Origin of the sequence: Pseudooceanicola nanhaiensis (genome assembly GCF_020171315.1) — a bacterium.
GTDB lineage: Bacteria > Pseudomonadota > Alphaproteobacteria > Rhodobacterales > Rhodobacteraceae > Pseudooceanicola > Pseudooceanicola nanhaiensis_A.
Genome location: NZ_JAIUZP010000004.1, coordinates 476,891 through 498,751 on the forward strand (window position 1 = coordinate 476,891; position 21,861 = coordinate 498,751).

The 21,861-nt window shown below is 67.0% G+C and carries 17 protein-coding genes, 1 tRNA gene and 1 pseudogene; 8 read left to right on the forward strand and 11 right to left on the reverse strand.

Annotation, left to right across the window (positions count from 1 at the left end; translation table 11 throughout):
* Window positions 1-97: 97 nt before the first annotated feature.
* From LCM32_RS07100 to LCM32_RS07115, 4 genes are all read right to left on the reverse strand, one after another.
* Complete coding sequence (locus tag LCM32_RS07100) at window positions 98-652, reverse strand: periplasmic heavy metal sensor (protein ID WP_224820351.1); 555 nt, start codon at window positions 650-652, stop codon at window positions 98-100.
* Window positions 653-655: 3 nt separating this feature from the next.
* Window positions 656-1,120 carry a hypothetical protein gene (locus tag LCM32_RS07105; RefSeq protein WP_224820352.1) on the reverse strand — a complete coding sequence of 155 codons (465 nt, stop codon included), beginning with the start codon at window positions 1,118-1,120 and terminating at the stop codon, window positions 656-658.
* Window positions 1,113-1,712 (reverse strand): RNA polymerase sigma factor, encoded by a 600-nt coding sequence (locus tag LCM32_RS07110; RefSeq protein WP_224820353.1) that lies wholly within the window; start codon window positions 1,710-1,712, stop codon window positions 1,113-1,115. Before LCM32_RS07110 ends, LCM32_RS07105 begins: the two co-directional genes overlap by 8 nt.
* 147 nt (window positions 1,713-1,859) lie before the next feature.
* Window positions 1,860-2,588 carry an EF-hand domain-containing protein gene (locus LCM32_RS07115; protein ID WP_224820354.1) on the reverse strand — a complete coding sequence of 243 codons (729 nt, stop codon included), beginning with the start codon at window positions 2,586-2,588 and terminating at the stop codon, window positions 1,860-1,862.
* 328 nt (window positions 2,589-2,916) lie between these two features.
* Between LCM32_RS07115 and LCM32_RS07120 the strand changes: the two genes are divergently transcribed.
* Together LCM32_RS07120 and LCM32_RS07125 are read left to right on the forward strand one after the other, a co-directional pair.
* Window positions 2,917-3,315: a DUF983 domain-containing protein gene (locus LCM32_RS07120; RefSeq protein WP_224820477.1), complete on the forward strand. Its 399-nt coding sequence runs from the start codon at window positions 2,917-2,919 to the stop codon at window positions 3,313-3,315.
* A 184-nt stretch (window positions 3,316-3,499) separates the two neighbouring features.
* Complete coding sequence (locus tag LCM32_RS07125; RefSeq protein WP_224820355.1) at window positions 3,500-4,192, forward strand: NUDIX hydrolase; 693 nt, start codon at window positions 3,500-3,502, stop codon at window positions 4,190-4,192.
* Window positions 4,193-4,213: 21 nt separating this feature from the next.
* On the opposite strand, the gene LCM32_RS07130 is transcribed toward LCM32_RS07125, so the two are convergent.
* A complete protein-coding gene (locus LCM32_RS07130) occupies window positions 4,214-5,116 on the reverse strand; it encodes a DMT family transporter (RefSeq protein WP_224820356.1) in 903 nt (300 codons plus the stop codon).
* 77 nt (window positions 5,117-5,193) lie between these two features.
* A complete protein-coding gene (locus tag LCM32_RS07135; RefSeq protein ID WP_224820357.1) occupies window positions 5,194-6,237 on the reverse strand; it encodes an aldo/keto reductase in 1,044 nt (347 codons plus the stop codon).
* A 305-nt stretch (window positions 6,238-6,542) separates the two neighbouring features.
* Here LCM32_RS07135 and LCM32_RS07140 point away from each other — a divergent pair, with 305 nt between their 5' ends.
* Both LCM32_RS07140 and metG read left to right on the forward strand, forming a co-directional pair.
* Window positions 6,543-7,763 (forward strand): MFS transporter, encoded by a 1,221-nt coding sequence (locus LCM32_RS07140; protein WP_224820358.1) that lies wholly within the window; start codon window positions 6,543-6,545, stop codon window positions 7,761-7,763.
* A gap of 168 nt (window positions 7,764-7,931) precedes the next feature.
* The gene (metG, locus tag LCM32_RS07145; protein ID WP_224820359.1) at window positions 7,932-9,644 is read left to right on the forward strand and encodes a methionine--tRNA ligase; all 1,713 of its coding nucleotides are present in this window, start codon (window positions 7,932-7,934) and stop codon (window positions 9,642-9,644) included.
* Window positions 9,645-10,165: 521 nt separating this feature from the next.
* Here the strand turns inward: metG and LCM32_RS07150 are convergent.
* Together LCM32_RS07150 and LCM32_RS07155 are read right to left on the reverse strand one after the other, a co-directional pair.
* The gene (locus LCM32_RS07150) at window positions 10,166-12,718 is read right to left on the reverse strand and encodes a methyl-accepting chemotaxis protein (protein WP_224820360.1); all 2,553 of its coding nucleotides are present in this window, start codon (window positions 12,716-12,718) and stop codon (window positions 10,166-10,168) included.
* A 76-nt stretch (window positions 12,719-12,794) separates the two neighbouring features.
* A complete protein-coding gene (locus LCM32_RS07155; protein ID WP_224820361.1) occupies window positions 12,795-13,376 on the reverse strand; it encodes a hypothetical protein in 582 nt (193 codons plus the stop codon).
* A 236-nt stretch (window positions 13,377-13,612) separates the two neighbouring features.
* On the opposite strand from LCM32_RS07155, the gene LCM32_RS07160 reads away from it, so the two are divergent.
* Window positions 13,613-13,688 (forward strand) — tRNA-Thr (locus tag LCM32_RS07160).
* 89 nt (window positions 13,689-13,777) lie between these two features.
* Here the strand turns inward: LCM32_RS07160 and LCM32_RS07165 are convergent.
* The 3 genes and pseudogenes from LCM32_RS07165 to LCM32_RS22150 form a co-directional block, all read right to left on the reverse strand.
* Window positions 13,778-15,439, reverse strand: coding sequence for a hypothetical protein (locus tag LCM32_RS07165; protein WP_224820362.1), 1,662 nt, complete (start codon window positions 15,437-15,439; stop codon window positions 13,778-13,780).
* Window positions 15,439-17,367 (reverse strand): thiol-activated cytolysin family protein, encoded by a 1,929-nt coding sequence (locus LCM32_RS07170; protein ID WP_224820478.1) that lies wholly within the window; start codon window positions 17,365-17,367, stop codon window positions 15,439-15,441. Before LCM32_RS07170 ends, LCM32_RS07165 begins: the two co-directional genes overlap by 1 nt.
* A 63-nt stretch (window positions 17,368-17,430) precedes the next feature.
* Window positions 17,431-17,721: pseudogene (locus LCM32_RS22150) on the reverse strand (PAN domain-containing protein); the annotation flags it as partial.
* Window positions 17,722-18,453: 732 nt separating this feature from the next.
* On the opposite strand from LCM32_RS22150, the gene LCM32_RS07180 reads away from it, so the two are divergent.
* The 3 genes from LCM32_RS07180 (at window position 18,454) to LCM32_RS07190 (ending at window position 21,859) form a co-directional block, all read left to right on the forward strand.
* Window positions 18,454-20,277, forward strand: a complete 1,824-nt coding sequence (locus LCM32_RS07180; protein ID WP_224820363.1) for a hypothetical protein — start codon at window positions 18,454-18,456, stop codon at window positions 20,275-20,277.
* On the forward strand, window positions 20,274-21,575 hold the full coding sequence (locus LCM32_RS07185; protein WP_224820364.1) for a polysaccharide pyruvyl transferase family protein: 1,302 nt from the start codon (window positions 20,274-20,276) through the stop codon (window positions 21,573-21,575). The genes LCM32_RS07180 and LCM32_RS07185 overlap by 4 nt, the downstream gene beginning before the upstream one ends.
* Window positions 21,576-21,649: 74 nt before the next feature.
* Entirely contained in the window at window positions 21,650-21,859 is a 210-nt protein-coding gene (locus tag LCM32_RS07190) for an acyl carrier protein (RefSeq protein ID WP_224820365.1), read from the forward strand.
* The last annotated feature ends 2 nt before the right edge of the window (window positions 21,860-21,861 follow it).

The window sequence follows — 21,861 nt, forward strand, 5'->3', positions numbered from 1 at the left end:
CCGGACGGCCCGCCTTGACCGAAACCGAAAACGCCCGCGGACAGGCCGGGGGCGTTCACGATGTCTCATGCTCCGGGGCGGCCTGCGCCCCTGCGGGTCAGCGGTGCTTCAGCGGCAGGCGCCCGTCACGGTCCCGGGGCGGGGGCCGCCCCTCGCGGAAACGGTTCAGCCCTTCCTCCAGCCGGTCTGCAAAGGCCGCCCGGTCCGCCTCGGTCAGGTCCGACAGATGTTGCACCAACAGGCGGTGCCCCAGTTCGGCCCGCTCGTTCGCGACGACGCGCTGCCGCTCGAGGCTCTGCTCCACCGCGGTCGGATCGAAGGGCGTCGTGCGCAGCGCGTCGATCACGCCCTGATATTCCTCGCGGATCGCCTCGCGCGAGGGCCGGCCCTGCTTGCGATATTCCGCGAAGATCTCCTTGCCGATCGCCTTCCGGTCCTCCTCCGTCAGCGCGAAGGTCAGCGGGCCGGCGATCTGATCCAGACGCGGCGGACGCGGCGGCGGGCGGCGCTCGTGGTTGAACGCCGTCCCGGCCACGATCCCCACCACGGCGAGGTTCAGCGCCAGGGAGACCACCAGAACGACGCGCAGCCAGGGCCGCATCCGCGGGGCGCTCTTGCCGGTGCCGGAGGTTTTCGGGGTCTGTTCGGTCATGTCCTATCCGTCCGTGGCGGAGGTAAGCTCGTCATAAAGACCCGGCATCAGGTCCACGAGGTAGAGGTCGCTTTCGAGGCCCGAGGTCGCGCTCGACTGGCCGGTCAGCACGGCCGCCTGCGCCGAAAGCGCCGCGGGCGGGCTGATCCCGATCCAGACGCCGGCCACTGTTGCCGTGGCCAGACCGGCCAGTGACGGCCAGCCGCCGATGGCGGACCAGAGCTGCGCCAGCCAGCCCTCGCGGGCGGGGGCCTCCTCGGATGTGGCGACCGGGGCCGGAGCCTGAAGCGCCGCCTGCGCGGCAAAGGCATCGGCCTCGATCCGGGCAAGGAAGGCCTCCATGCCCGTGGGCACGTCCGCGCCCTGCGCCGAGAGGCTGTCCGCCCCCGCGCCGTAGCGGGCGCGGTCGCCCTTCCGGGCCGCGGCAAAGAAGAGATCGAGATCGTCGTCCTGCGTCTTGTCAGCCATCGTCGTACCCCAGTTCATCCCTGCGCCCGGCAAGCGCCTTGGCCAGCGCCCGTTTCCCCCGGGCCGTCAAACTCTCGACCGCCTCGGTCGAGATGTCCATGATCTCGGCAATCTCGGGATTGCCGAGCCCTTCGATATGTCTCAGCACCACGGCCTGCCGCTGCCGCTCTGGCAGCTCGTCCAGCGCCTGCTGAAGCGCCTCCTCCCGCTCGCGGGCCTCCATGGCCTCGGCGGGGGTGGCCGCGTCGTCCTCCGGCTCCGGCACCTGGTCGAGCGTGGCATAGCGACGACGCCCCGACCGCCGCAGCCGGTCCGTGCAGAGGTTGGCCGTCACCCGGTAGAGCCAGGTGGTGACCTGCGCCTCGCCCTGCCGCCACTCCGGCGCGATCCGCCAGAGCCGCAGCATGGCCTCCTGCGCCACGTCCTCGGCCTCGGCCCGGTCGCCACCCAGAAGCCGGGCGGCATGGGCCAGCACCCGCGGCGCAAGGCGCCGGGTCAGCAGCTGGGCCGCTGCCGGATCGCCGTTCGAGAAGAGCACCAGAAGCGCATCGTCCGACAGCGTGGAAAGGGCGTCGAGGGGCATATCGGTCATATGGTCCGCGGCGTATCCTGTTCATCCGGGCGTGGCAATCGGGAGCGACCCTGCCCGGGCGGTCTTTGGCGTACCCGGGTCCCGAAGGACCCGGGTCGTTGGCCGGGGCGCGATGGGGACGCATCCCGGCCGATCCCTTCACGGGGATCACTCGGCGGGCTTGGCCTCGCCAGCCGGCGGCATCGGCGCCTCACCGGCCTGCGGCGCGGCGCCCTGCGGGGCACCGCAATCGCCCATCATGCCCATGCGCGGGCCGCCGAACATGCCGCGCTCACCCATGCGGGCTGCACGCGGGCCATGATCGCCCTTGCGGTGACCGTGCTCGCCACGCTCGGCGTGCTCGCGGTCGCCCTTGGGGCCGCGCTGGTCCATCTTCCGCTCCATGCGGTTGCCATGGTCCTGCGCACGATCGCCCTTCGGGCCGCGCTCGGGGCGCATCTCCGCCATCTTGGCGAATTCGTCCTCCGAGATCGCGCCGTCGCCATCGGCGTCCAGCGAGGCGAAGAGATCGGCGCCGGGTTTCGGCATCATCTCGTCCATGGTCAGCTTGCCGTCGCTATCCCCGTCACGGCATTCGATCATCTTGGCCGCACGATCGGCCATGCGCTCCTGACGCTTGGTTTCCATATGCGCCAGGATTTCGTCCTGATCGACCGAGCCGTCGCCGTTGGCGTCGATCTCTGCGAAACGGGCAGCGCGGTGCGCCTCACGTTCCTCGGTCGAGATTTTTCCGTCGCCGTCGGTGTCGATCTGCGACATGTCGAACCGGGGGCCCTTGCCCTCGCGCGGCCCGTTGGCGTCCTGGGCATAAGCCCCCGCCGTGGCAGCGCCGAGCGCGATGAGAGCGGCACCTGCCAGAAGAGTTGCGCGTTTCATATTGGTGTCTCCAATGTGTTGACTGCTGGGCGAACCGGCCTTTCTAGCCGCTTCTGAAAACTGATACGGGGCGGCCCGGCGCTTCCGTCGCCGAACAGGCGGAAAAATCGCACAAAGACCGCAACCCATTGAGATTAAAACATAGATTTTTTGAATATGATCCGCGAAACGCGCCAGCCTGCGACATAGCGCCCATTTGCCCCGCCTGCGTCCAAACGCCCGGGAGGCCCATCCGGCCAAAGCTGCTATACCACCTGTCTGATCTGAACGACGGAGGCATCGGCCGGGCCCCTCCCCCGGCGCCTCCCGGACGAGCGAGACGAACATGATGTGCGACACCACCCCTCAGGCGGCGCCCCAGGCCGACGAGCGTCCTCTCTGGCCTTCCGTGTGGAAAGGCTGGCGCCGCCGCTGCCCGAATTGCGGACAGGGCCCGCTGATGAAGGGCTACCTCACCGTGCGCGACCATTGCCCGGTCTGCCGCGAGGAATATTGCCACCACCGCGCCGATGACGGCCCGGCCTACCTGACGATCCTCATCGTCGGGCACCTGATGGCGCCGCTGCTGCTGGTGGTCTTCACCACATGGCGGCCCGAACCGCTGGTGCTCTTTACCATCTTCGGGTTGGGCACCGTGGCGCTGTCTCTCTACCTGCTGCCGCGCCTCAAGGGGGCGATCGTCGCCCTGCAATGGGCGCGCATGATGCACGGGTTCGGCACCGACTGACCGGCGCGCCCCGGGCCGAAGCAGGCCCGCCATTGGCACAGCATGGGCCGGACACTGGCCCGACACCGGTCCGACACTGGCCCGGCGCAGATGCATCAGCCCGCCTCCGCCCGACTGACGGGTGGTTCCGCTTGGCAAGCCCTCCGCCCGCCCCTAGGCTGCCGGGCGGAGGACCAGACCAACCATGACCGACAAGACAGCCATCCGCGACGCCGCCACGGTGATCGTCCTGCGCGACCGCGCCACCACGCCCCGTGTCCTGATGGGGCAGCGCGGCTCCAAGGCCGCCTTCATGCCCTCGATGTTCGTGTTTCCCGGCGGTGCCGTGGACCCGGGCGATGCGGAAATCCCGCTGGCCGCGCCCCTGCCCGCGCTCTGCGCCGGGCGGATCAGCGAAGGCGTCGCCCCCGAGATGGCGCAGATCCTGCCCGCCGCCGCGATCCGCGAGCTTTGGGAGGAAACCGGCCTGATCCTCGGCCAGCCCGGCACATGGGACGGGGCCCCCGACGACTGGCAGGGCTTTGCGCAGGCGGGCTTCCAGCCCTCGGCTTCGGCGTTGCAATTCGTCTTCCGCGCCATCACCCCGCCGGGCCGCCCGCGCCGCTTCGATGCGCGGTTCTTCCTCGTGGATGCGGGCGAGGTGGCCAATGACCTCGACGATTTCGGCGATAACGACGAGGAGCTGGAACACCTCCAGTGGATCCCGCTGAGCGAGGTGCGCCAGTTCAAGCTGCCCTTCATCACGCAGGTGGTGCTGGCCGAGATCGCGCAGCGCGCCGCCGATCCCAGCCCGCCGGCCTCCGTCCCCTTCTTCTCGAACCGGGACGAGGAGCAGACGTTCCAGCGGCTCCATGGCCGCCCGATGCCGCAGGACTGATCCCGCGGCACCGCGCCGGGGCTAGAGCAGCAGGATCAGCCCCAGCACGCTGGCGCTGATCAGGGCGATGCCCCAGTACTCCCGCGCGCTCAGCTTCTCGTGGAAGAAGAGCACGGAGGCGAGCAGCGACAGCACGACCTCCACCTGCCCGACCGCGTTCACATAGGCCGCGGTCTGCAGGGTGAAGGCGTTGAACCAGCAGATCGAGCCCGCCATGGAGGTCAGGCCGATCCATCCTGCGGTCTTCCACGCCCGGGTGACGCGCACCAACTCGCCCCGGTCATAAAGCGCCATCCAGCCGCCCATGCCGATGAGCTGCGACATCCCCACCGCCGCAAGCGTGAGGATCGCGCGCAGCATGCTGTCCTCGGTCTGCACCTGAAGCGTTGCACCCCGGTAGAAGACCCCGGACATCGCCAGCAGCAGGCCGGAGAGCAGCCCGAGCCCCGCGGCCCGGTTCCAGAACCGGCGCAGCCCGCGCACCTCGACCCCGCCGCTGTCAGAGAGGATCAGCACGCCCACCATGCCCAGCAGGATCGCGGCAAAGCCTGCGAGGCTGATCGTCTCGCCCAGCACGATGAGGCCCACGAAGACGGTCAGCAGCGTTTCGGTCTTCTTGAAGGTGATCCCGACGGCGAAATGGCGGGTCTTGAACAGTGCCACCATGGAAAGCGTGGCGAAGATCTGTGCCAGCCCCCCGGCCAGCACGTAGGGCCAGAAGGCCGCCGTGAGCGCGGGCCAGTCGCGGCCCGTGCTGCCGACCCAGATCAGCAGCCCGGCCAGCACCACCGGCGCGGAATAGAGGAAGCGCGCAAAGGTCGCCCCGCCCGCGCCCAGCGCCACCTGGCTGAGCTGTTTTTGCAGCATGAAGCGCACGGTCTGGAAGGAGACCGCGCCGAGGGTGAACCAAATCCAGCTTGGCATATCTGTGCGCCTTGTATCGGCCGGGGACCTGCCCCGGCACCGCGCGACGTCTATGGCCCCCGCAGGGGCCGCGCCGCTCAGAAGGGCATCGGGTGGGACCGATGCACGGTGTCGAGTTCTTTCATCACCTCGTCAGAGAGGTGTAGCTCGAGACCGGCCAGAATATGATCCAGCTGCGGCTGGGTGGTGGCGCCGAAGATGACCGAGGCCATGAAGGGCCGCTGCGCGCACCAGGCCAGCGCCATGTGCACGGGGTCGAGGCCATGGGCCTTCGCCACGGCGAGGTAGGCATCCACCGCGGGGAAGACCCGCTCGGTCTTGCGGCCGCCCAGTTCGGGAACCAGCGACATGCGGCTGGCCTCGGGCACCGCGCCGCCCTGATACTTGCCCGTCAGCAGGCCGGCGGCGAGCGGCGAATAGGCCAGCAGGCCCACGTCCTCGTTCAGGCAAGCCTCGGCCAGATCGCTGTCGAACTGGCGGCAGAGCAGCGAATATTCGTTCTGGATCGTCGCCACGCGGGGGCCGTGGCCCGCCTCGGCGAGGCGCGCCCATTGCGTCGTGCCCCATGCGCTTTCGTTCGACAGGCCGAAGGCCCGGATCGTGCCACGGTCGACCTCCTTCTGGAGCGCCTCCAGCGTCTCGACCATATGGGCCATGGTCTCTTCACGGTTCTGGCCCGAGGGGTCGTAGTCCCAGATCTGGCGGAAGTGGTAGGAGCCCCGGTTCGGCCAGTGGAACTGGTAGAGGTCGATGTAATCGGTCTTGAGCCGGCGCAGCGAGCCTTCGACAACGGTCGGGATGCTCTTGGCAGTGATCGGCGCGCCGTCGCGGATGTTGCGGTTGCCGCCGCCGCTGTGCTTGGAGGCGATCACCACGTCGCCGCGCTTGCCGGTCTTTTCCAGCCAGAGGCCGATCACCCGTTCCGTCCGGCCCACGGTGGAGGCGCGCACCGGGTTCACCGGATACATCTCCGCCGTATCGATGAAGTCGATCCCGGCGGCCAGCGCGCTGTCGATCTGGCGATGCGCGTCTTCCGTTTCGGTCTGGTTGCCCCAGGTCATGGAGCCAAGGCAATAGTTGCTGACCGAGATACCGGTCCGGCCAAGCTGGGTTTTCCGCATGCGAGTGTCGTCCTGTGGCTGGTGCCCGGGGGCACAAGACAGACCCGGACGGCCTGACGCTTCCCCGCTTATCGCGCGAACCTTACGAATTCTTTTCCGATTGTCACCCCCACGGGGCGAAGTCCCGCCCTTGCGCCGCGAAACGGCGGGGCCTCTGCCCCGGACGCCGCCCGCCCCGCCCGCAGCGCGCCGTGCGGATGCCCATGCCACGCCCGGCCCTGACGCGACGAGAGCACGAATTCGACCCCATAAAGGTCGCAAAACGGCAGGCAGTCCCACCGGCAACGGCGCATGACGAGGGCGCCATGCGATTCCTGCTGACCCTCGCCCCGCTGTTCCTGTCCGTCATGCTGCTGCAACTCTCCTCCGGGGGCGTCGGGCCGCTGGACGCGCTTTCGGGGCTGGCGCTCGGCTTTTCCCGCGGCCAGATCGGCCTGCTCGGCTCGGCGCATTTCCTCGGCTTCTTCGTGGGCTGCTGGTGGGCGCCGCGCCTGATGGGGCGGGTCGGTCACTCCCGCGCCTTCGCGGCCTTCACCGCCATGGGCGCCATCGGCATCCTTGCCCATGCGCTGATCCACGACCCGTGGTTCTGGGCGCTGTTCCGGGTCGCCTCGGGGCTCTGCGTCGCGGGCTGCTATACGGTGATCGAGGGCTGGCTCATGGCGCGCTCCACCAAGGAGACCCGGGGCCGCGTAACCGGCCTCTACCGGATCGCGGACATGGGGGCCTCGCTTTCGGCGCAGTTGATGATCGGCGTGCTGGAGCCCGCCTCCTACGTCTCCTACAACGTGCTGGCACTGCTGTGCTGCGCGACGCTGATCCCGCTCACGCTCTCCAACGCGCCCCAGCCCGCCATGTCGAGCGCACCGCGCCTGCGCCCGATGCTGTCGTGGGAATGTTCCCCCCTCGCCACCGTGGCCGTCGTCGTCTCGGCCCTGTCGGGCGCGACCTTCCGGATGATCGGCCCGATCTACGGGCAGGAAGTCGGCCTCGATGCGCAGCAGATCGCGTGGTTCCTCGCGCTCTTCATCCTCGGCGGGGCGCTCGTGCAATATCCCGTGGGTCTGCTCGCCGACCGCTTCGACCGCCGCTGGGTTCTGACCGGCATCTCGGTGGCGACGATCCTCTCCTGCATCGCCACCGCGTTGACCGCCACCACGCCCCAGGCGGCGCTGGTGAACGCCTTCGTCTTTGGCATGGCCTCCTTCCCGGTTTATTCCGTGGCCGCCGCCCATGCCCATGACTTTGCCGGCGACGACCAGCGCGTCGAGCTTTCCGCCGCGCTGCTCTTCTTCTATGCCGTGGGGGCCATTGTCGCGCCCTACCTCGCCTCGGTGCTGATCACAGCCTTCGGGCCCAATGCGCTCTTTGCCATGGTGGCGGCCGGGCATCTGGGGCTGCTGGCCTTCACCCTCGGCCGGATGAGGGTGCGCCCCGCCGCGGTCCGCACCCGCTACGTCTGGTCGCCGCGCACCTCCTTCGTGATCGGGCGGCTGACCCGGCGCGGGCGCACGCCCCGGGACTGACGCCCCGGCGCGACGTTTCGGGGGACGACTTTCGGGGCGCGCCTCTTCCGTCACGGCCCACAAATCATGGCCAGAACAGCATGGCGCCAGGCCGAGGCGCGCTTGCCTCTGGCACTCACCCGCCCCGATCTGTATTGGGGGGTCCAATCCAGCGGAAAGAGGAATGTCATGGCCCGGCATCTCATCACTTCGGCGATCCCTTACATCAACGGGATCAAGCACCTCGGCAATCTCGTCGGCAGCCAGCTGCCCGCCGATCTCTTCGCGCGCTACCAGCGCGGGCGCGGGCACGAGGTGCTCTTCCTCTGCGCCACGGATGAGCACGGCACGCCCGCCGAACTGGCCGCCGCCAAGGCCGGCAAGCCGGTGGCCGACTATTGCGCCGAGATGCACGAGGTGCAGGCCAAGATCGCTGAGGGCTTCTGCCTGTCCTTCGACCACTTCGGCCGATCCTCCTCGCAGCAAAACCAACTGCTGACCCAGCATTTCGCCGGTGTCCTGGCCGAACGCGGCCTGATCCGCGAGGTCTCCGAGACGCAGATGTATTCGCCCACCGACGGGCGCTACCTGCCGGACCGCTACATCGAGGGCACCTGCCCGAACTGCGGCTTCGACAGTGCCCGCGGCGATCAATGCGACAATTGCACCAAGCAGCTCGACCCGGTCGACCTGATCAACCCGCATTCCACCATTTCGGGGGCCACCGATCTGGAAATGCGCGAGACCAAGCACCTGTACCTGCGCCAGTCCGCCATGAAGGACGAGCTGGAAGCCTGGATCGACGGCAAGACCGACTGGCCCGTGCTGACCACCTCGATCGCCAAGAAGTGGCTGAATGATGGCGACGGCCTGCAGGACCGCGGCATCACCCGCGACCTCGACTGGGGCGTGCCGGTCAAGAAGGGCGATGCCGACTGGCCGGGGATGGAGGGCAAGGTCTTCTACGTCTGGTTCGACGCGCCGATCGAATACATCGCCTGCAGCCAGGAATGGGTCGATGCCGGCAAGGGTGCCGACTGGGAACGCTGGTGGCGCACCGACAAGGGCGCCGACGACGTGACCTACACCCAGTTCATGGGCAAGGATAACGTGCCCTTCCACACGCTGTCCTTCCCGGCCACGATCCTCGGCTCCGGCGAGCCCTGGAAGCTGGTCGACTACATCAAGTCGTTCAACTACCTGAACTACGAGGGCGGCCAGTTCTCCACCTCGCGCGGGCGCGGCGTCTTCATGGACCAGGCGCTGGAGGTGCTGCCGTCGGACTACTGGCGCTGGTGGCTGCTGTCCCATGCGCCCGAAAGCTCCGACAGCGAGTTCACCTGGGAGAATTTCCAGACCTCGGTGAATAAGGACCTGGCCGACGTGCTTGGCAACTTCGTCAGTCGCGTGACCAAGTTCTGCCGCTCGAAGTTCGGCGAAGTGGTGCCCGAGGGCGGCAGCTACGGCCCCGCCGAGGAGGCCCTGATCGCCGAGATCGACCGCCGCCTCGCCGCCTACACGGCGCACATGGAGGCGATGGAGGTCCGCAAGTCGGCGCAGGAGCTGCGCGCCCTCTGGGTCGCCGGGAACGAGTACCTGCAAAGCGCCGCCCCCTGGGCCGCCTTCAAGGAAGACCCGGCGCAGGCCGCGGCCATCGTGCGTCTGTCGCTGAACCTGATCCGGCTCTACGCGGTGATCTCGGCCCCCTTCATTCCCGATGCCGCGGACACGCTGTTCGATGCGCTCAAGGTCGAAGACCGCAGCTGGCCCACCTCCGCTGCAGAGGCGCTCGCCGCCCTGCCCGAAGGCCATGCCTTCACGGTGCCCGAAAACCTCTTCCGCAAGATCACGGATGAAGAGCGCGAGGACTGGCAAACCCGCTTCGCTGGCATCCGCAGCTAAGTCCGGTCTCCCGGCGGGGGCCACTCCCCTCCCCACGGGGTCCAGTGATCCCGTGAGGGCTATTGATCCAGTGGAGGCCATTGCGCTTACCGTGAGCGCCACGCCCCTTCCCGTGGCAGCCATCGCGCTCAACACGGGAGACAAGGGTCCTCAGCGTGGGCGTCACGGTATTCCCCGCCGCAGCCATCGCGCTCGCCGCGGGAGCCAAATGCCCTCGACGTGGGCTTTACGGTACTCCCCGCTGCATCCAGTGCACTCACCGCGGGAACCAACGCCCTCAAGGTGGGCGCGCAGCATTCCCCCTAGCAGCCCTTGCACTCACCGCGGGTGTCACCGCCCTCACTGAGGAAGCTACCGCCCCGACCCCGACCACCGGAGAGAGGGCCACCGCGCCTCGAGCGCACGGCGCTCCCGGGGAGCTGGTTGGCAAGCGCGCCGGGTCGGCATCATACGCCCTCTTCTGCACATTTCCCCTCCCAGTGCCAAAAAATTCCCTCCCGACGCCCAAAAGGCCCGGGTTTTCAGAATTCGTCCCACCCTTCCTGGCTGCGATCGGGCAGCGGCGCCGGGGCGTTGACGGCCTGACGGCCTTTCGCTGGCGCGGCCTTGCGGGGCTCGTGCCGATCGGGTCGATCCACTGTGCCCTCCCGGAGCTGGAAGCGTTCCGCAGCGGCGACCAGGGAACCCGCTTCGCTGGTCAGCGCATGGCTGGCCGCATTGGTTTCCTCGAACATCGCGGCATTCTGCTGTGTCACCTGGTCGAGTTCGTTCATCGCGGTGTTGATCTCGTGCAGCCCCGCGGATTGCTCCCGTGCCGAGGTCGCGATGATCGAGACCCGCTTGGAGATATCGGCGACGGAGGTCACGATCGAGCCCAGGGCATCCCCGGTCCGGTTGACGAGATCCACGCCGGATTTCACGTGAGTGCCACTGGCCGAGATCAGCTCGTTGATTTCCCGCGCGGCGTCGGAGGATCTTTGCGCAAGGGCGCGGACTTCTGTCGCGACAACCGCGAAACCGCGCCCCGCCTCCCCTGCGCGCGCCGCCTCGACACCGGCATTGAGCGCGAGAAGATTGGTCTGGAAGGCAATATCGTCGATCACGCTGGTGATCTTCGAGATCTCCTGGCTCGACGCCCGGATTGCATCCATGGCCGTGACCGCCTGCCGCGCAACATCCCCGCCGGTCTCTGCGTTGGACTGGGCGCTGGTCGCCATGCGGCTGGCATCGTCCGCGCCTTCCGCGGCGGATTTCACCGAGGCCGTGAGCTCGTCGAGGGCGGCGGCCGTCTCTTCCAGCGTGGCGGCCTGCTTCTCCGTACGGCGGGCGAGGTCATCGGCGGCATTGGTGATCTCCCCGGCCTCGGAGGAGATCGACCCCGCGTTCTGGACCACGGCGATCATGGCTTCGTGCAGGGCATCCAGCGCCTGGTTGTAGTTCTGGCGCAGCGGTTCGTATTCCTCCGGGAACCGCGTGGTGATGCTGGCCGTCAGATCGCCTTCGGCCAGCCGCCCGAGGGCGACGCGCAGGGCCTCCACCACGTCGTGCTGACGCCGCGCCGCGGCTTCCTGTTCTGCCTCCACCTCCTGGATCCGGCGGCGCGACTCGGTCATGTCGGTGCCAAGGAAGATCGTCCGCTCGATCTCCCCGCTGTCATCCATGATCGGGGAGAAGGTGCCGATCACCATGCAGAACCGCCCATCCGGGCAGCGCACCTCGAAGAAGCCCGAGACCGACTCGCCGCCCTTGATGCGCGCGATCATCCGCTCGTGCTCGGCCTCGGAGAACCCTTCGCCCCGGAACAGGTCACGCGCATTGGTCACCTGCCCCTCGCGGAAGCCGGTCACATCGAGGAACATCTTGTTGGCAAAGGAGATGTCGCCGGGCGGCAGGATATCGACCCGCAGCTGCTGAAGGTCGATTGCGCGCAGGACAGTGCCGTTCATCTCCTCCGCCGAGACCTCGGCCCATTCCGCCACATGGCCGATGATCTGGCCCTCTGCGTCGCGCACCCCGTCGACCGTGATCCTCAACCGGGCATTTTCCCAGCGGGCGACGCAGGTCGCCGGCAGGCTCTGCCGCCCCTTCTTCACATCCGCGACGAGGTCCCGCAGGCCGGGAAACTGGTCGAAGGGCTTGGCCGCCAGATCGTCTGGCGAGAAGCCGGGCCAGGATTTGCGCAGGAAGCCGCGAAGGTCGCCCAGCAGCGCGCGACAGGAGCTGTTGGCATAGAGGATCGTCCAGTCGGGCCCCAGCAGCATGATCGGCGCGCTGGTGCCCCCGATCGCCGCGCTCTTGAAGGCCGCGTCGCGCTGTGTGTCCTTCGCGTCCAGCAAGGCCTGGCGGAACCGGTCGAGCGTGCGGCCGATGGTGCCGATCTCGTCCCGGCGCCGCACCGACGGCACGGGCGCGTCGAACTCCTCCGCCGCGATGGCGCGCATGGCGCGGGCCACCTGCAGCAGCGGCCGCGACATCCAGGCCCACTGGAAGGTCGCGACGCCGACAAGAGAGACGAGAAAGACCAGACCGGCGACAAGGGCGGAGCGGGTCCTCTGCTCCGCCGCGAGCATCAGCTGGCGCGCGGGGGACCATTGCAGGGCCAGCACGCCGACCATCGCCCCGGCGGGGCCGAACTGGATCGGCATCGCGCGGATCAGCCCGCCGTCTGCGCTTTCGGCCTCGCCAGTCAGCAGGGCAACACGCGCCGCCTCTTCGACCAGGGCCTGGTCGAAGCCAGGCGCCTGCGCCGCGTAGAGGACCTGCCCATCCGCCGTGAGGGCGAGACCGCCGGCCATATCGCCTTCCGTCTCGAGGTTGAGCGAGTCGAGCGCCTCCTGCAGCGGCCCGGGGTTGGCAAACTTGATCACGCCGCCCAGCTGGCGCGCGAGGAGACGCGTCGTCTCCAGCGCCCGGTTGGCGACGCTTTCGCGGATCACCGCATTGATCCTGTGTGTCGAGATCACTTCCGTCGTGGTCACCACCAGCAGCACGCAGACCGCGGTGATCAGCGTACCGGTCACGAAGGTGCTGCGCAGGAAGCGCCAGCGGCGCCGTGTGGTCGTCTTGTCGTCCATGCTCTGCCCCCGCAGACCGGGACCCGGAGGCCCATGCTAGACATCCCGGGCCACCGGCAGGCGGCCCGGTGCTGGTTCAGAACAGCATTTCCGCGTTGAGGGCGATGCTGATGGCCCCGATCGGCTGATGGCTGCCGGGATCCGCGAGGGTGATGGAGACCTGCCCGACATACCCCTGAACGCTTTCGTCGAATTCCACCTCACCGAGGTGCATCGCCCCGGCCCCATGCGGGAAGGTTTCCAGGTACTTGGCCTCGTCCCCCTGCCAGTAATCGCTCGTCTCGCCGCTGGCGGCCACGTTGAGGCCCAGCCGGTCCATCAGGATCACTTCCGCGATGATCCCGCCGGAGGCCGCGATCTGATCGCGCAGGAAGTTGGCCGCCGCACCGGTGATAACCTCCCGGATCAGCGGCTGCTCGCTCTGCCCCGCCTGTGCGGCCCAGTCGGCCTCCAGCGCGTCGATTTCCGTCTGCCCGTAACCCAGCGTGCGCCGGTTCTGATCGCGCACCGCGCTGATCAGGATCGGATCGGTGACCCAATCGCTCACCTCGGTTTCGACATAGCTGCGCATGAGCGCGTCGTATTGCCCGGCATGGGCGGTCTGGGCGGCGAAGGCCACGAGCCCGAAGGCCCCGGCGCTTAGGAGGCGTCGTATCACGGTCTGGCTCCGATCCTGTTTCCGGTTCGGGGCCAAGATTGCCGTGAAGACTTACGACTCGATTAATCCAGCCGGGATTGCGGGGCATTTTAGGCACAGCGCCCGGCTGAGCGCCCGCCTTGGCCGCCCATCGGCAGCCGCAAGGCCGGTCGGACCTGCGCCCCACGATTGTTTCGCCTGCGCCGGATGCGTTGGCGCTTGTTTCTCCGCTGCGGCAGTGCTACGTCGCCGGGACCGCCGGTATAGCTCAGCTGGTAGAGCACGTGATTTGTAATCTCGGGGTCGGGGGTTCAAGTCCCTCTGCCGGCACCAATTTCAGCGAAAAATCCAGCAAGATCAGCCTCGCAGCCCGATGGCCCACGGCCATGACGCCGGGCAGCGCCGCCGACACCCCGTGGCCTCTATTGCGGAGCGTACCTTGCATCGTCGGTGAGACCGCCCGGCTGCCCTGCCCGGTTGGTGATCCGGAACGCCTGCGCTAACTCGAAAGGCTGAATATAGCCGCTGAACCCCTTCATCTTCTTCATGGAGTTGTGGTCCATCACGCGTTTCCTGACCAAGTCCGCATCGAAGCTCTGATCCGTGTTGCTCACCTTCAGCCGTTCCTCGATGTGGTAGTAGCGTAGCAGCAACCCCATCTCGGACACGGGATTGAAAAGCGTCCGGGGCGCATCCTCGAAGAGAGCATTGAGCATTTTTTTCGGTTTGCGGTTGAACGACATGAGCCATTCAACCGCCGCATCGGCCCCCTCCAGCATGTTGCGTTCAAACGCCTCCCAGTTGAGTTTGATATCGTGAAACCCAGCCAGATCGTCCGGCACCTCAATCTTGAGGGGAATACTCTTGTGGGGAATACTGATGAGGAAATCGAGGCTGCAACGGTTCATCCCCTCGTCTTCCATTTTTTGTCGCGATCTTAGCTCTGCCAGCGAGTCACTCATCACCTCCTCAATCGACGCCCGAAACTCGGCTGCCAGTTCCCGCGGCATAAGCCCGAAAGGTCGCGCAGCGGCTTTAGCGGGATTGTAACAGGGTACATACTCCACGGCTCCAGCATGACGGGCCGGATCGAAGGCGGTCACAGGACCGGTGAATTCATAGACATAAGGGAGAATGTAGCCTTGCCCCGCCTCGAGCAGATATCTGTAGTACTCTGACTGCGGGACAGGACCGACGCGGACCTTGCTCGCCGGATCCATCGACGCCATCGTGAGGATTTTATCCGGCAGATATGTCTCGATGGCGACATATTCAGGATCAGGGGCGTAGGCATCGTTGTCGATGGCTGACAGACAGTAGATCCCCGGTTTCGGTTCCGTCACCATCAGGTTGCCCAGATTGAGATGACCGGGCACCAGCCGATCGGGATTTCCCAGAAACACGTCGAGCACAAAAAGCGCGCCCAGCATCCTCTGGTTTTCTTCCATCGACAGGGCTTTGAGCGCGAGGACAAATCCGGCGTGCTCCAACACTTTGTCATCCGTCGGTGTGTCTTGCTCGACCGCCAATAGCCTCTGGAGATCCCCCAGGCCCTGTGCAGCGGGCACCAGATCGGTGATCAGCAATGTCTTGAAGGCCGGAGCCCCGAGCACCTCGTCAAGCTTTAAGTCGATCTCTTGCCGGCGTTTCTCTTGGTCTTCCGGGCTGGTTTGCGGCAACATGTAGCGCCGCTGCTTCGCAGCGACCCGAAGCCGTTGCGCGATCGTCTGCACGGCCACCGCATCGGTAGATACGGCCCGCAGCCTGTCGTGAGGGATCTGCGCGAGGGTCAGGAGCTTTCGCGCGACCGCCACCCCGGGATCGAGACCTTCCATGAACTTGACCGTGTAGGTCGCATGCGGGGCCGTATCGACCCTCAGGAAAAACACCCCATCGCGCCCATTGGAGGAATGGCCGACCCTGAACCCCAGCAGGGGAATGTCGTTGACCGTAAGCAGCCCGGGGCTTGTCTTGTCTGCTGCGCACTCTCCCAGAAGCTCGGAGAGCCGCCCCTCCTCCGCCCCGGCGGGCGATGCGACGCAGAGACCGACAGCCGCGACAATCGCGTAGATCGCCCCCCGCATCAGTCGACCGATGTCAGGTTGTAGTGGATGCGGATGGCATTGCCACCGCCCTGGAAGGCGAAGGACGGGTATTGCTCGGCCGGGCGCCCCTCCTGATTGGGCAGCAGCTTGAACCCATTGAGCGTCACCTCGCGCTCGGTATCCTGCGCGTTCTTCCCGAGCATCATGTCATCGGAGTTGGTCGGATGGGTGCGGCCATTGTCGATCTCGTAGACGAACCCAAGGGGCATCTCGGGCTTGCCCGAGGTCAGCGCGCCCGGGTTCTGCATATCCTCGCCGAAGAGCGCGGCCCCCTGCCCCCAGACAACCCGGATCCGCGCCGTCAGGGCCTCGTTCTCGTCCTTGGTGACAGGATCGTCCGGCACCTCGAAATCAACGTTGCGCCCGACGGGGACGAAGCCCTCACGCCCCAAGGGAAACTCGCCGCCCTCGGCCGCATTGCCGATATGGAGTTTCTTCCACGGGGTCTTGCGGACGACGGGCTGGTTCGGGTCATCGCTGGGATAGGTGTCATACTCGGCCCGCACGAAGGCGAGCGCCTCGACCTCGATGGCGTTGTTCGCACCGGAACCCTCGTCATCGGCCACGTCAACGGTGATATAGGGCACGTCGAACCGGATCTTGTTGCGCAGCCGCACGCAGTCGCGCTGCGGATACTCGGTGGCGACGTTCACCACGGCCAGTTCGTGATTTTCGACGAACCTGAGCACATAGGCGATCGGCGCGCCAAGCCCGACGGGGCCGGTCGGCTTGCCCACCATTTCCTTGAACTCGTCGAGCGAGTTGATCACGCCGTCCTCGGAGGTGCCCCCGATCGACACCACATGCATCCGCTCCGTGCCCAGGGCCTTCTTGTACTGCGACTTCAAGTCGGCCGAGGCGCTCACGGTCTTGCTTTCGTAGACAGCGTTCAACGCGGCATCCACTTCCACGTCCGAGCGCGAATGCTCCAGCGAGAAATAGATCGCCCGGCCATAGACCACCGTTTCCACGTAGACGAGCGGCCCCTTATCCGCCTGCAGAGCGGCGATATTGGCCGCGGCCTCCGGGTCGTCGATCCAGCCCTGAAGGCCCGGGTCGATCTGGGACCGGTCCACACTCAGGCTGTAGTATTTCTGCAAAAGCTGCGCGACCTGCTTGTGCGTGTTCTCATTGCTGGAGAAGCCGAACTCGGTGCTCATCTCCAGACCATTGTAGGACCCGCCCCCCTTGAGCGCCAAATTCAGCTGCACATCGGAGGTCACTTCGAAGGTGTTGAAATCTGTGTCGATGCTGCCGTTTCGGCTGTTGTCCGCGACAATCTTCTGCATCGCCTGGTTCACCTCTTCGAGCGTGCCGCCCGTGGTGTAGGAGAGTTGCGGCACCTTGTGGGCCTGCGGGTCGTTGGGCACGAAGGGTTCGGCCGAGGACCCCGTGCCACTGGTTCGCTCGTTGAAGCGGGCGAGGATGGTCAGATTCTGGCGCGAGGGATTGCTGACCCCGGCGAAGCTGCCAGTCGTCACATCATCCATGTAGAACAGCGCCCCGGGCCAGAGCGCCGTATCCAGCGCCGGTTTGCGACCGACATAGTGGTTCTCGAAACTGTCGGAGATGCGCGCGCTGCGGGTGACGCAGAGCATGTCCTTGGTCGCGGTCCGGGTGGGCTTTGCCAGCGGATCACGTTTGGGTTTCGGCGCACTGCGGTTGTCCGTCAGGGCAACGCTGCGCACGCGTCCGCTGACGATCTCCGGCGCCTTTTCAGGCGCAAACCGCGCGTCGCCCCAAAGTTCGCAGGTCCCATTGGTGAGCTTGGAGAACCCCTCGCAGGACCGATCGGCCGAACAGACCGCCGCGCATTCCGCCGTCGATTGCAGCCCGGCGCGCGTGCCGAGCTTCTCTCCGACGAACCGGCGATCGTCGAGCACCTCGTAGGGCCCAAGGGTAATCATCTCCTTCGGGTTAATGGCAATCGCGCTGACGTAGCCTCCGAACGGATCGGTTCTGAAGCGGGCCTCCGTCTTTTCCTCGCAAACCCCGTCATGTGTATAAGTGAATGAATTGCAATTCCGGCTTGCCGTACAAATCTCAGCGCAGGCTTCGACGCTGGCAACATCAGCGGTAGTGCGGACGATCGGACCCTGTAAAATATAACCTTCGCGCAGCTCGTAGCCAGCCATCCGCGGATCGTCGTTGCTCTGCGCTTGCACGAGAGACGGCAAGACCGCAGCGAAAAGAACGGCTGCTGATCTATTGAAGAACCGCCCCGGAACGATTCCCCGACGCGCAATGAATTGAAAATACATTACAAAACTCCAGAAACAGAAATCGGCACTTCAAACTGCATTCAGCGTGGGCGAAAAACACGTGATTAATCAACTTTAATTATCTCGATTGGAACGTTTCCGGCGTCGAGAGATCGCCCCGGCAGGACACCAGCATCGCGTGTCGCCGCCTGCCCCGAGGGCGGTTTTGCCCGAGGTCGAATCAGTTCCGCAGGTCCGCCGGGCACGGTCAGCGAACGGCATCGGAGCCCCCCGTTCACGACCAAGTGAACACCACTGTCCGCGTGGTCTGAGCGGCCTCGCCCGTGCGGCGCGGCGGAGAACCGCGCAGCGCAGTCCGCCATCGGAAGGGCCGGAGCGATCTGCGCTAGGTGCCTGCCGATCCATCCCGAACCCCAAGCCCACAAAGGTGATTGGCCTTAGGACCGCTGCAATAGCCCCTCCGCCTGCCGTGCGTCGCCCCCGGAGTTCAGGCTCCGATACTGCCATCTCGCGGCCCATGACAGCCGAGCCCTCACTCTCCCTAAAGGCGTCCCCCCTGATGAGACGGGTTGATACATGCTGAAATCACGGATATTAAAAACAGACCGTAAATAGCTAATTTTAAATTCAAAAGTTTCGATACGAGCTACTTTTACGTCATCGAAACGCCAGCGAAAAATCGGACATCATCAGAGGAACGTGCGCCAGAACCTCCGGAGACGCACGTATAAGTTGTATGCTTGGGCCCGTTTAGCCTTGTGGAGACTGTGTGTGAAGAATGTTGTCGTCCCCTCGGACGCAAAGGGAAACGCGGACGTCATTGCTTGTCTCGCGGATTGGAAAGAGCCGAAGCTGATCGCCGCTGGACGTGCGCTTGCAGCGCTCGGCCAGCCGGAGCTTGTGGCCACGTTGTGCCAGTCTCAGGGCCTGCCGCTTGGTCCGAAAGGCCGGCAAAAGCTTCAGCCGTCGCAGCTCCAGACCCGCATCCGGGCGTGGTCCGACCTGCCGGCCGAGGAGGTCTTCGACAAGCTCGTACCCGGGCTCCGTCTTGCCAAGGCGCTCGGACGTGATGTGCCCCCGCCGGAGGGAGAGGCCTTCGACAGGTTCCCGCAGGCCGCCCACCTCTGGGCGTGGCTCCTATGCCACTGGCATGTGATGTGCGACCGCCCGGCAGAGGCCGTCCGGGCCTTCGAAAGCGTCGACGAGCGGCAACCCTGCCCGCCCGCGGTCGCCATGAGCTATGCCCGCAGCCTCGACAGCCTTGGCCGGAGTGTGGACTGCACTGCGTTCCTCCTGCGCCACGCCGACGCGGCAGGCAGCGCGGACTTACTGCCGCAGATGGCCTACCGCTACGCCAGTGCCCTGTGCCGGGCGGGACGGGACGCGCAGGCCCTGCCGATCTTCGAGGCGCTGACGCGTCCGGCCTACGGGGCGAAGGCGATCCGCGTTTCTCCCGCCCTCGCCGCACAGGCCACCGAGGCGCTGGTCCGGCACCGCAGGGGCGGGCAAGGTGTGACCGCCGCGCTTGCCGAGGCCGAGCGGCTCTGCGCCTCCACCGCCGCGAACGACTACAGCCAGGCGCTGCGCCTGCGGCTGATCTGGCGCTCATCGGGGCTCGACGCGGCCGAGGCAGCCTTCTGGGACGCGATCGCAGCGGCGCCGCTGTCCAACCACCTGCTGCAGACGGCCCTTCAGATCCCGTTTCCCGAGGCAACCTGCGGCCGTATCGCGCAGGATCAGGCGCCGCGCGTCGATCCCGCCCGGGCCAGCGACCGCACCGCCGCCCGGACGCTGGTCAAGCTGGCCCTGATCGCCGGGCGCCTCGACCTTGCCCGCCAGATCGCCGAGCGTGGCACGGACCACTCCCCGCTGACCGAATTGGTCACCGCGGACCGGCTGCGTCTCAGCCCCCGGCTGGCGCAGAACTGGCCCGAACTTCCGTTCCACGCGGCCCGCAGCCCCGGGGCCCGGGCCGTGCTGCTCTGCTTCCCGGCGGTCGAGCGGCTTTTCGGAGAGCTTCCCGTGCGGGTCTTCGACAGTTATCTGGCTGAGCGCGGGATCGACGTGCTCTATTGCCACGATGCCTCCAACCAGCTCTTTTCCAAGGGCGCGCCGGGCTGCGGCGACAGGTTCGAGGCGGTCGTGGCCCATCTGCGCGCGCAGCCGATGATCGCGCAGGCACCGCACCTCTGGACCCTTGGCGCGTCGCTCGGCGGCTTCACGGCGCTGCGCTTCGGGCTGGCGCTCGGCGCCGAGGTCAGCCTCGCCTTCTCGGCCAAGACCACCCTCGTTCCGGGCCCCGACGCGCCCCGGGACCTGCTGCTGGAACGCGCCGCGCCCGCGATCCGCCAGATGCTGCCCGAGGGCACCGACCTGTGCGCCGCATGGCCCGGGCGAACCGCGACCCGCAGCCTGCTCTTCCATGGTGCCGACGCGCCGGTCGATCTGCACCATGCGCAGCGCCTTGCCGGTTGCGCCGGTGTCACCCTGCGGCCCACCGAGGGTGTCGGGGCGCACAACTCGCTCGCCCCGATGATCCTTGACGGCAGCTTCGGCGAACTGCTCGACAGCCTGCTGGAGACGGCCCCGGCATGACCTTCGTCCCCAGCGAAACAACCGCGGCGCGCCCGAGCGCCCGAGACGCCAAGGACACCCTGCGGACGGTTGCCGTCTGCGGTGCCTTCGACATGCAGAACTTCGGCGACCTGCTGTTCCCGGTGCTTGCCGCGCACCGGCTGGCCAATCATGGCTACAAGGTCGTGACCCACGCGCCCACGGACAGCGACCCGGGGCTCGGCCTGCCAGCACCCCGCCCGGTGGAGGCGCTCTTCGATCCCGCGCAGGACGTCGACGCCGTGATGATCGGGGGCGGTTACATCGTGCATGGCTTCCCGGTCTCCCGCTTCGTCAAGCTGAACCGCGCGGAGGGCGAGACGGACAACCGGGCCGAGCTTCTGGATTGCTGGATGGGCGCCACCGTCGCCGCCGCCCTGCGCGGCGTGCCCGTGGTCTGGAATGCGCCGGGCGTGCCCTTCCCCTTCTCCGGGCGGCAGCAGGCCACGCTGGATGCGGTCACCGACGCGGCGGATTACCTCTCCCTGCGCGATGCGGGCAGCGCGGCCTTCCTGCGGCCCTCCGAGCTGCCCACGGCGCGGATCGTGCCCGATCCGGTCGCCGAGATCTCGCGCATCTGGACGGCCGCCAGCCTCGCCCCGGAACTGGCCGCCTTCCGCAGCCGCCATGCGGTGCCCGAAGACCGGCCCCTGCTCGCGATCCATGTCCGCGACCGCAGCCTGTCCGGCCTCGGGCCCGAGGGGCTGGCCCGCCTGATCGACGCCTTCGCGCAGGCGCATCAGCTTCTGCCCGTGCTCATCGCCGTGGGTGACGCCCATCACGACGCCCTGACCGCGCAGTCCGTGGCGCAGCATATGACCGGGCCGCAGGTCGTCCTCAATCAGGCGCTGAGCCTGCGGGAGATCGCCTCCGTCCTTGCCCATGCCCGTCTCTATGTCGGCGCCTCGCTGCACGGCTACATCGCTGCCAGCTCCTATGGCGTGCCCGGCGCCCTGGTCGCCCGCCCCGCCTATGGCAAGTTCGACGGCTACCTGCGCCACCTCGACCGGCTGAGCGACAAGTCGCTCGACTGGGCCGCGGCCTTCGACCATGCGGCGCAGCTGCTGGCGGGGCCGCAGACGCGCCCCCTGCCCCCGGCGGTCTTCGACGCACTCGACCGTCACTGGCAGGAGATGCGTGCCGCCCTCGACAGCGCGGGCCCCACCGCCGCCAGCCGCAGCGATTTCCTGCGCCGCTACATCGCGCTTTGCGTCAGCCGGTCCGGACCGGCCTGGCTGACATCGCCTTTCAACGCCACCATCAGAGGTATCCAGCCTTGACCCAAGCCGACGCTCCCGTCACCGAAATCCCCACGCCCCAAATCCCCCTTTCCGAAACCGAACTGAAGCAGTGGATGGTGACCTACATCGCACAGCTGCTGTCGCTCGACCCCGCGGGCATCAACACCGCCGACCGCTTTGACAGCTTCGGGATGGATTCCATCGAGGCCGTGGTGATGGCGGGCATCATGGAGGAGGAATTCGGCGTCCAGATCGAACCGATGCTGCTGGTCGACAACCCCTCGATCGACCTCTTCTCCGCCGCCTTCGGCCGCAAGGACTGAAC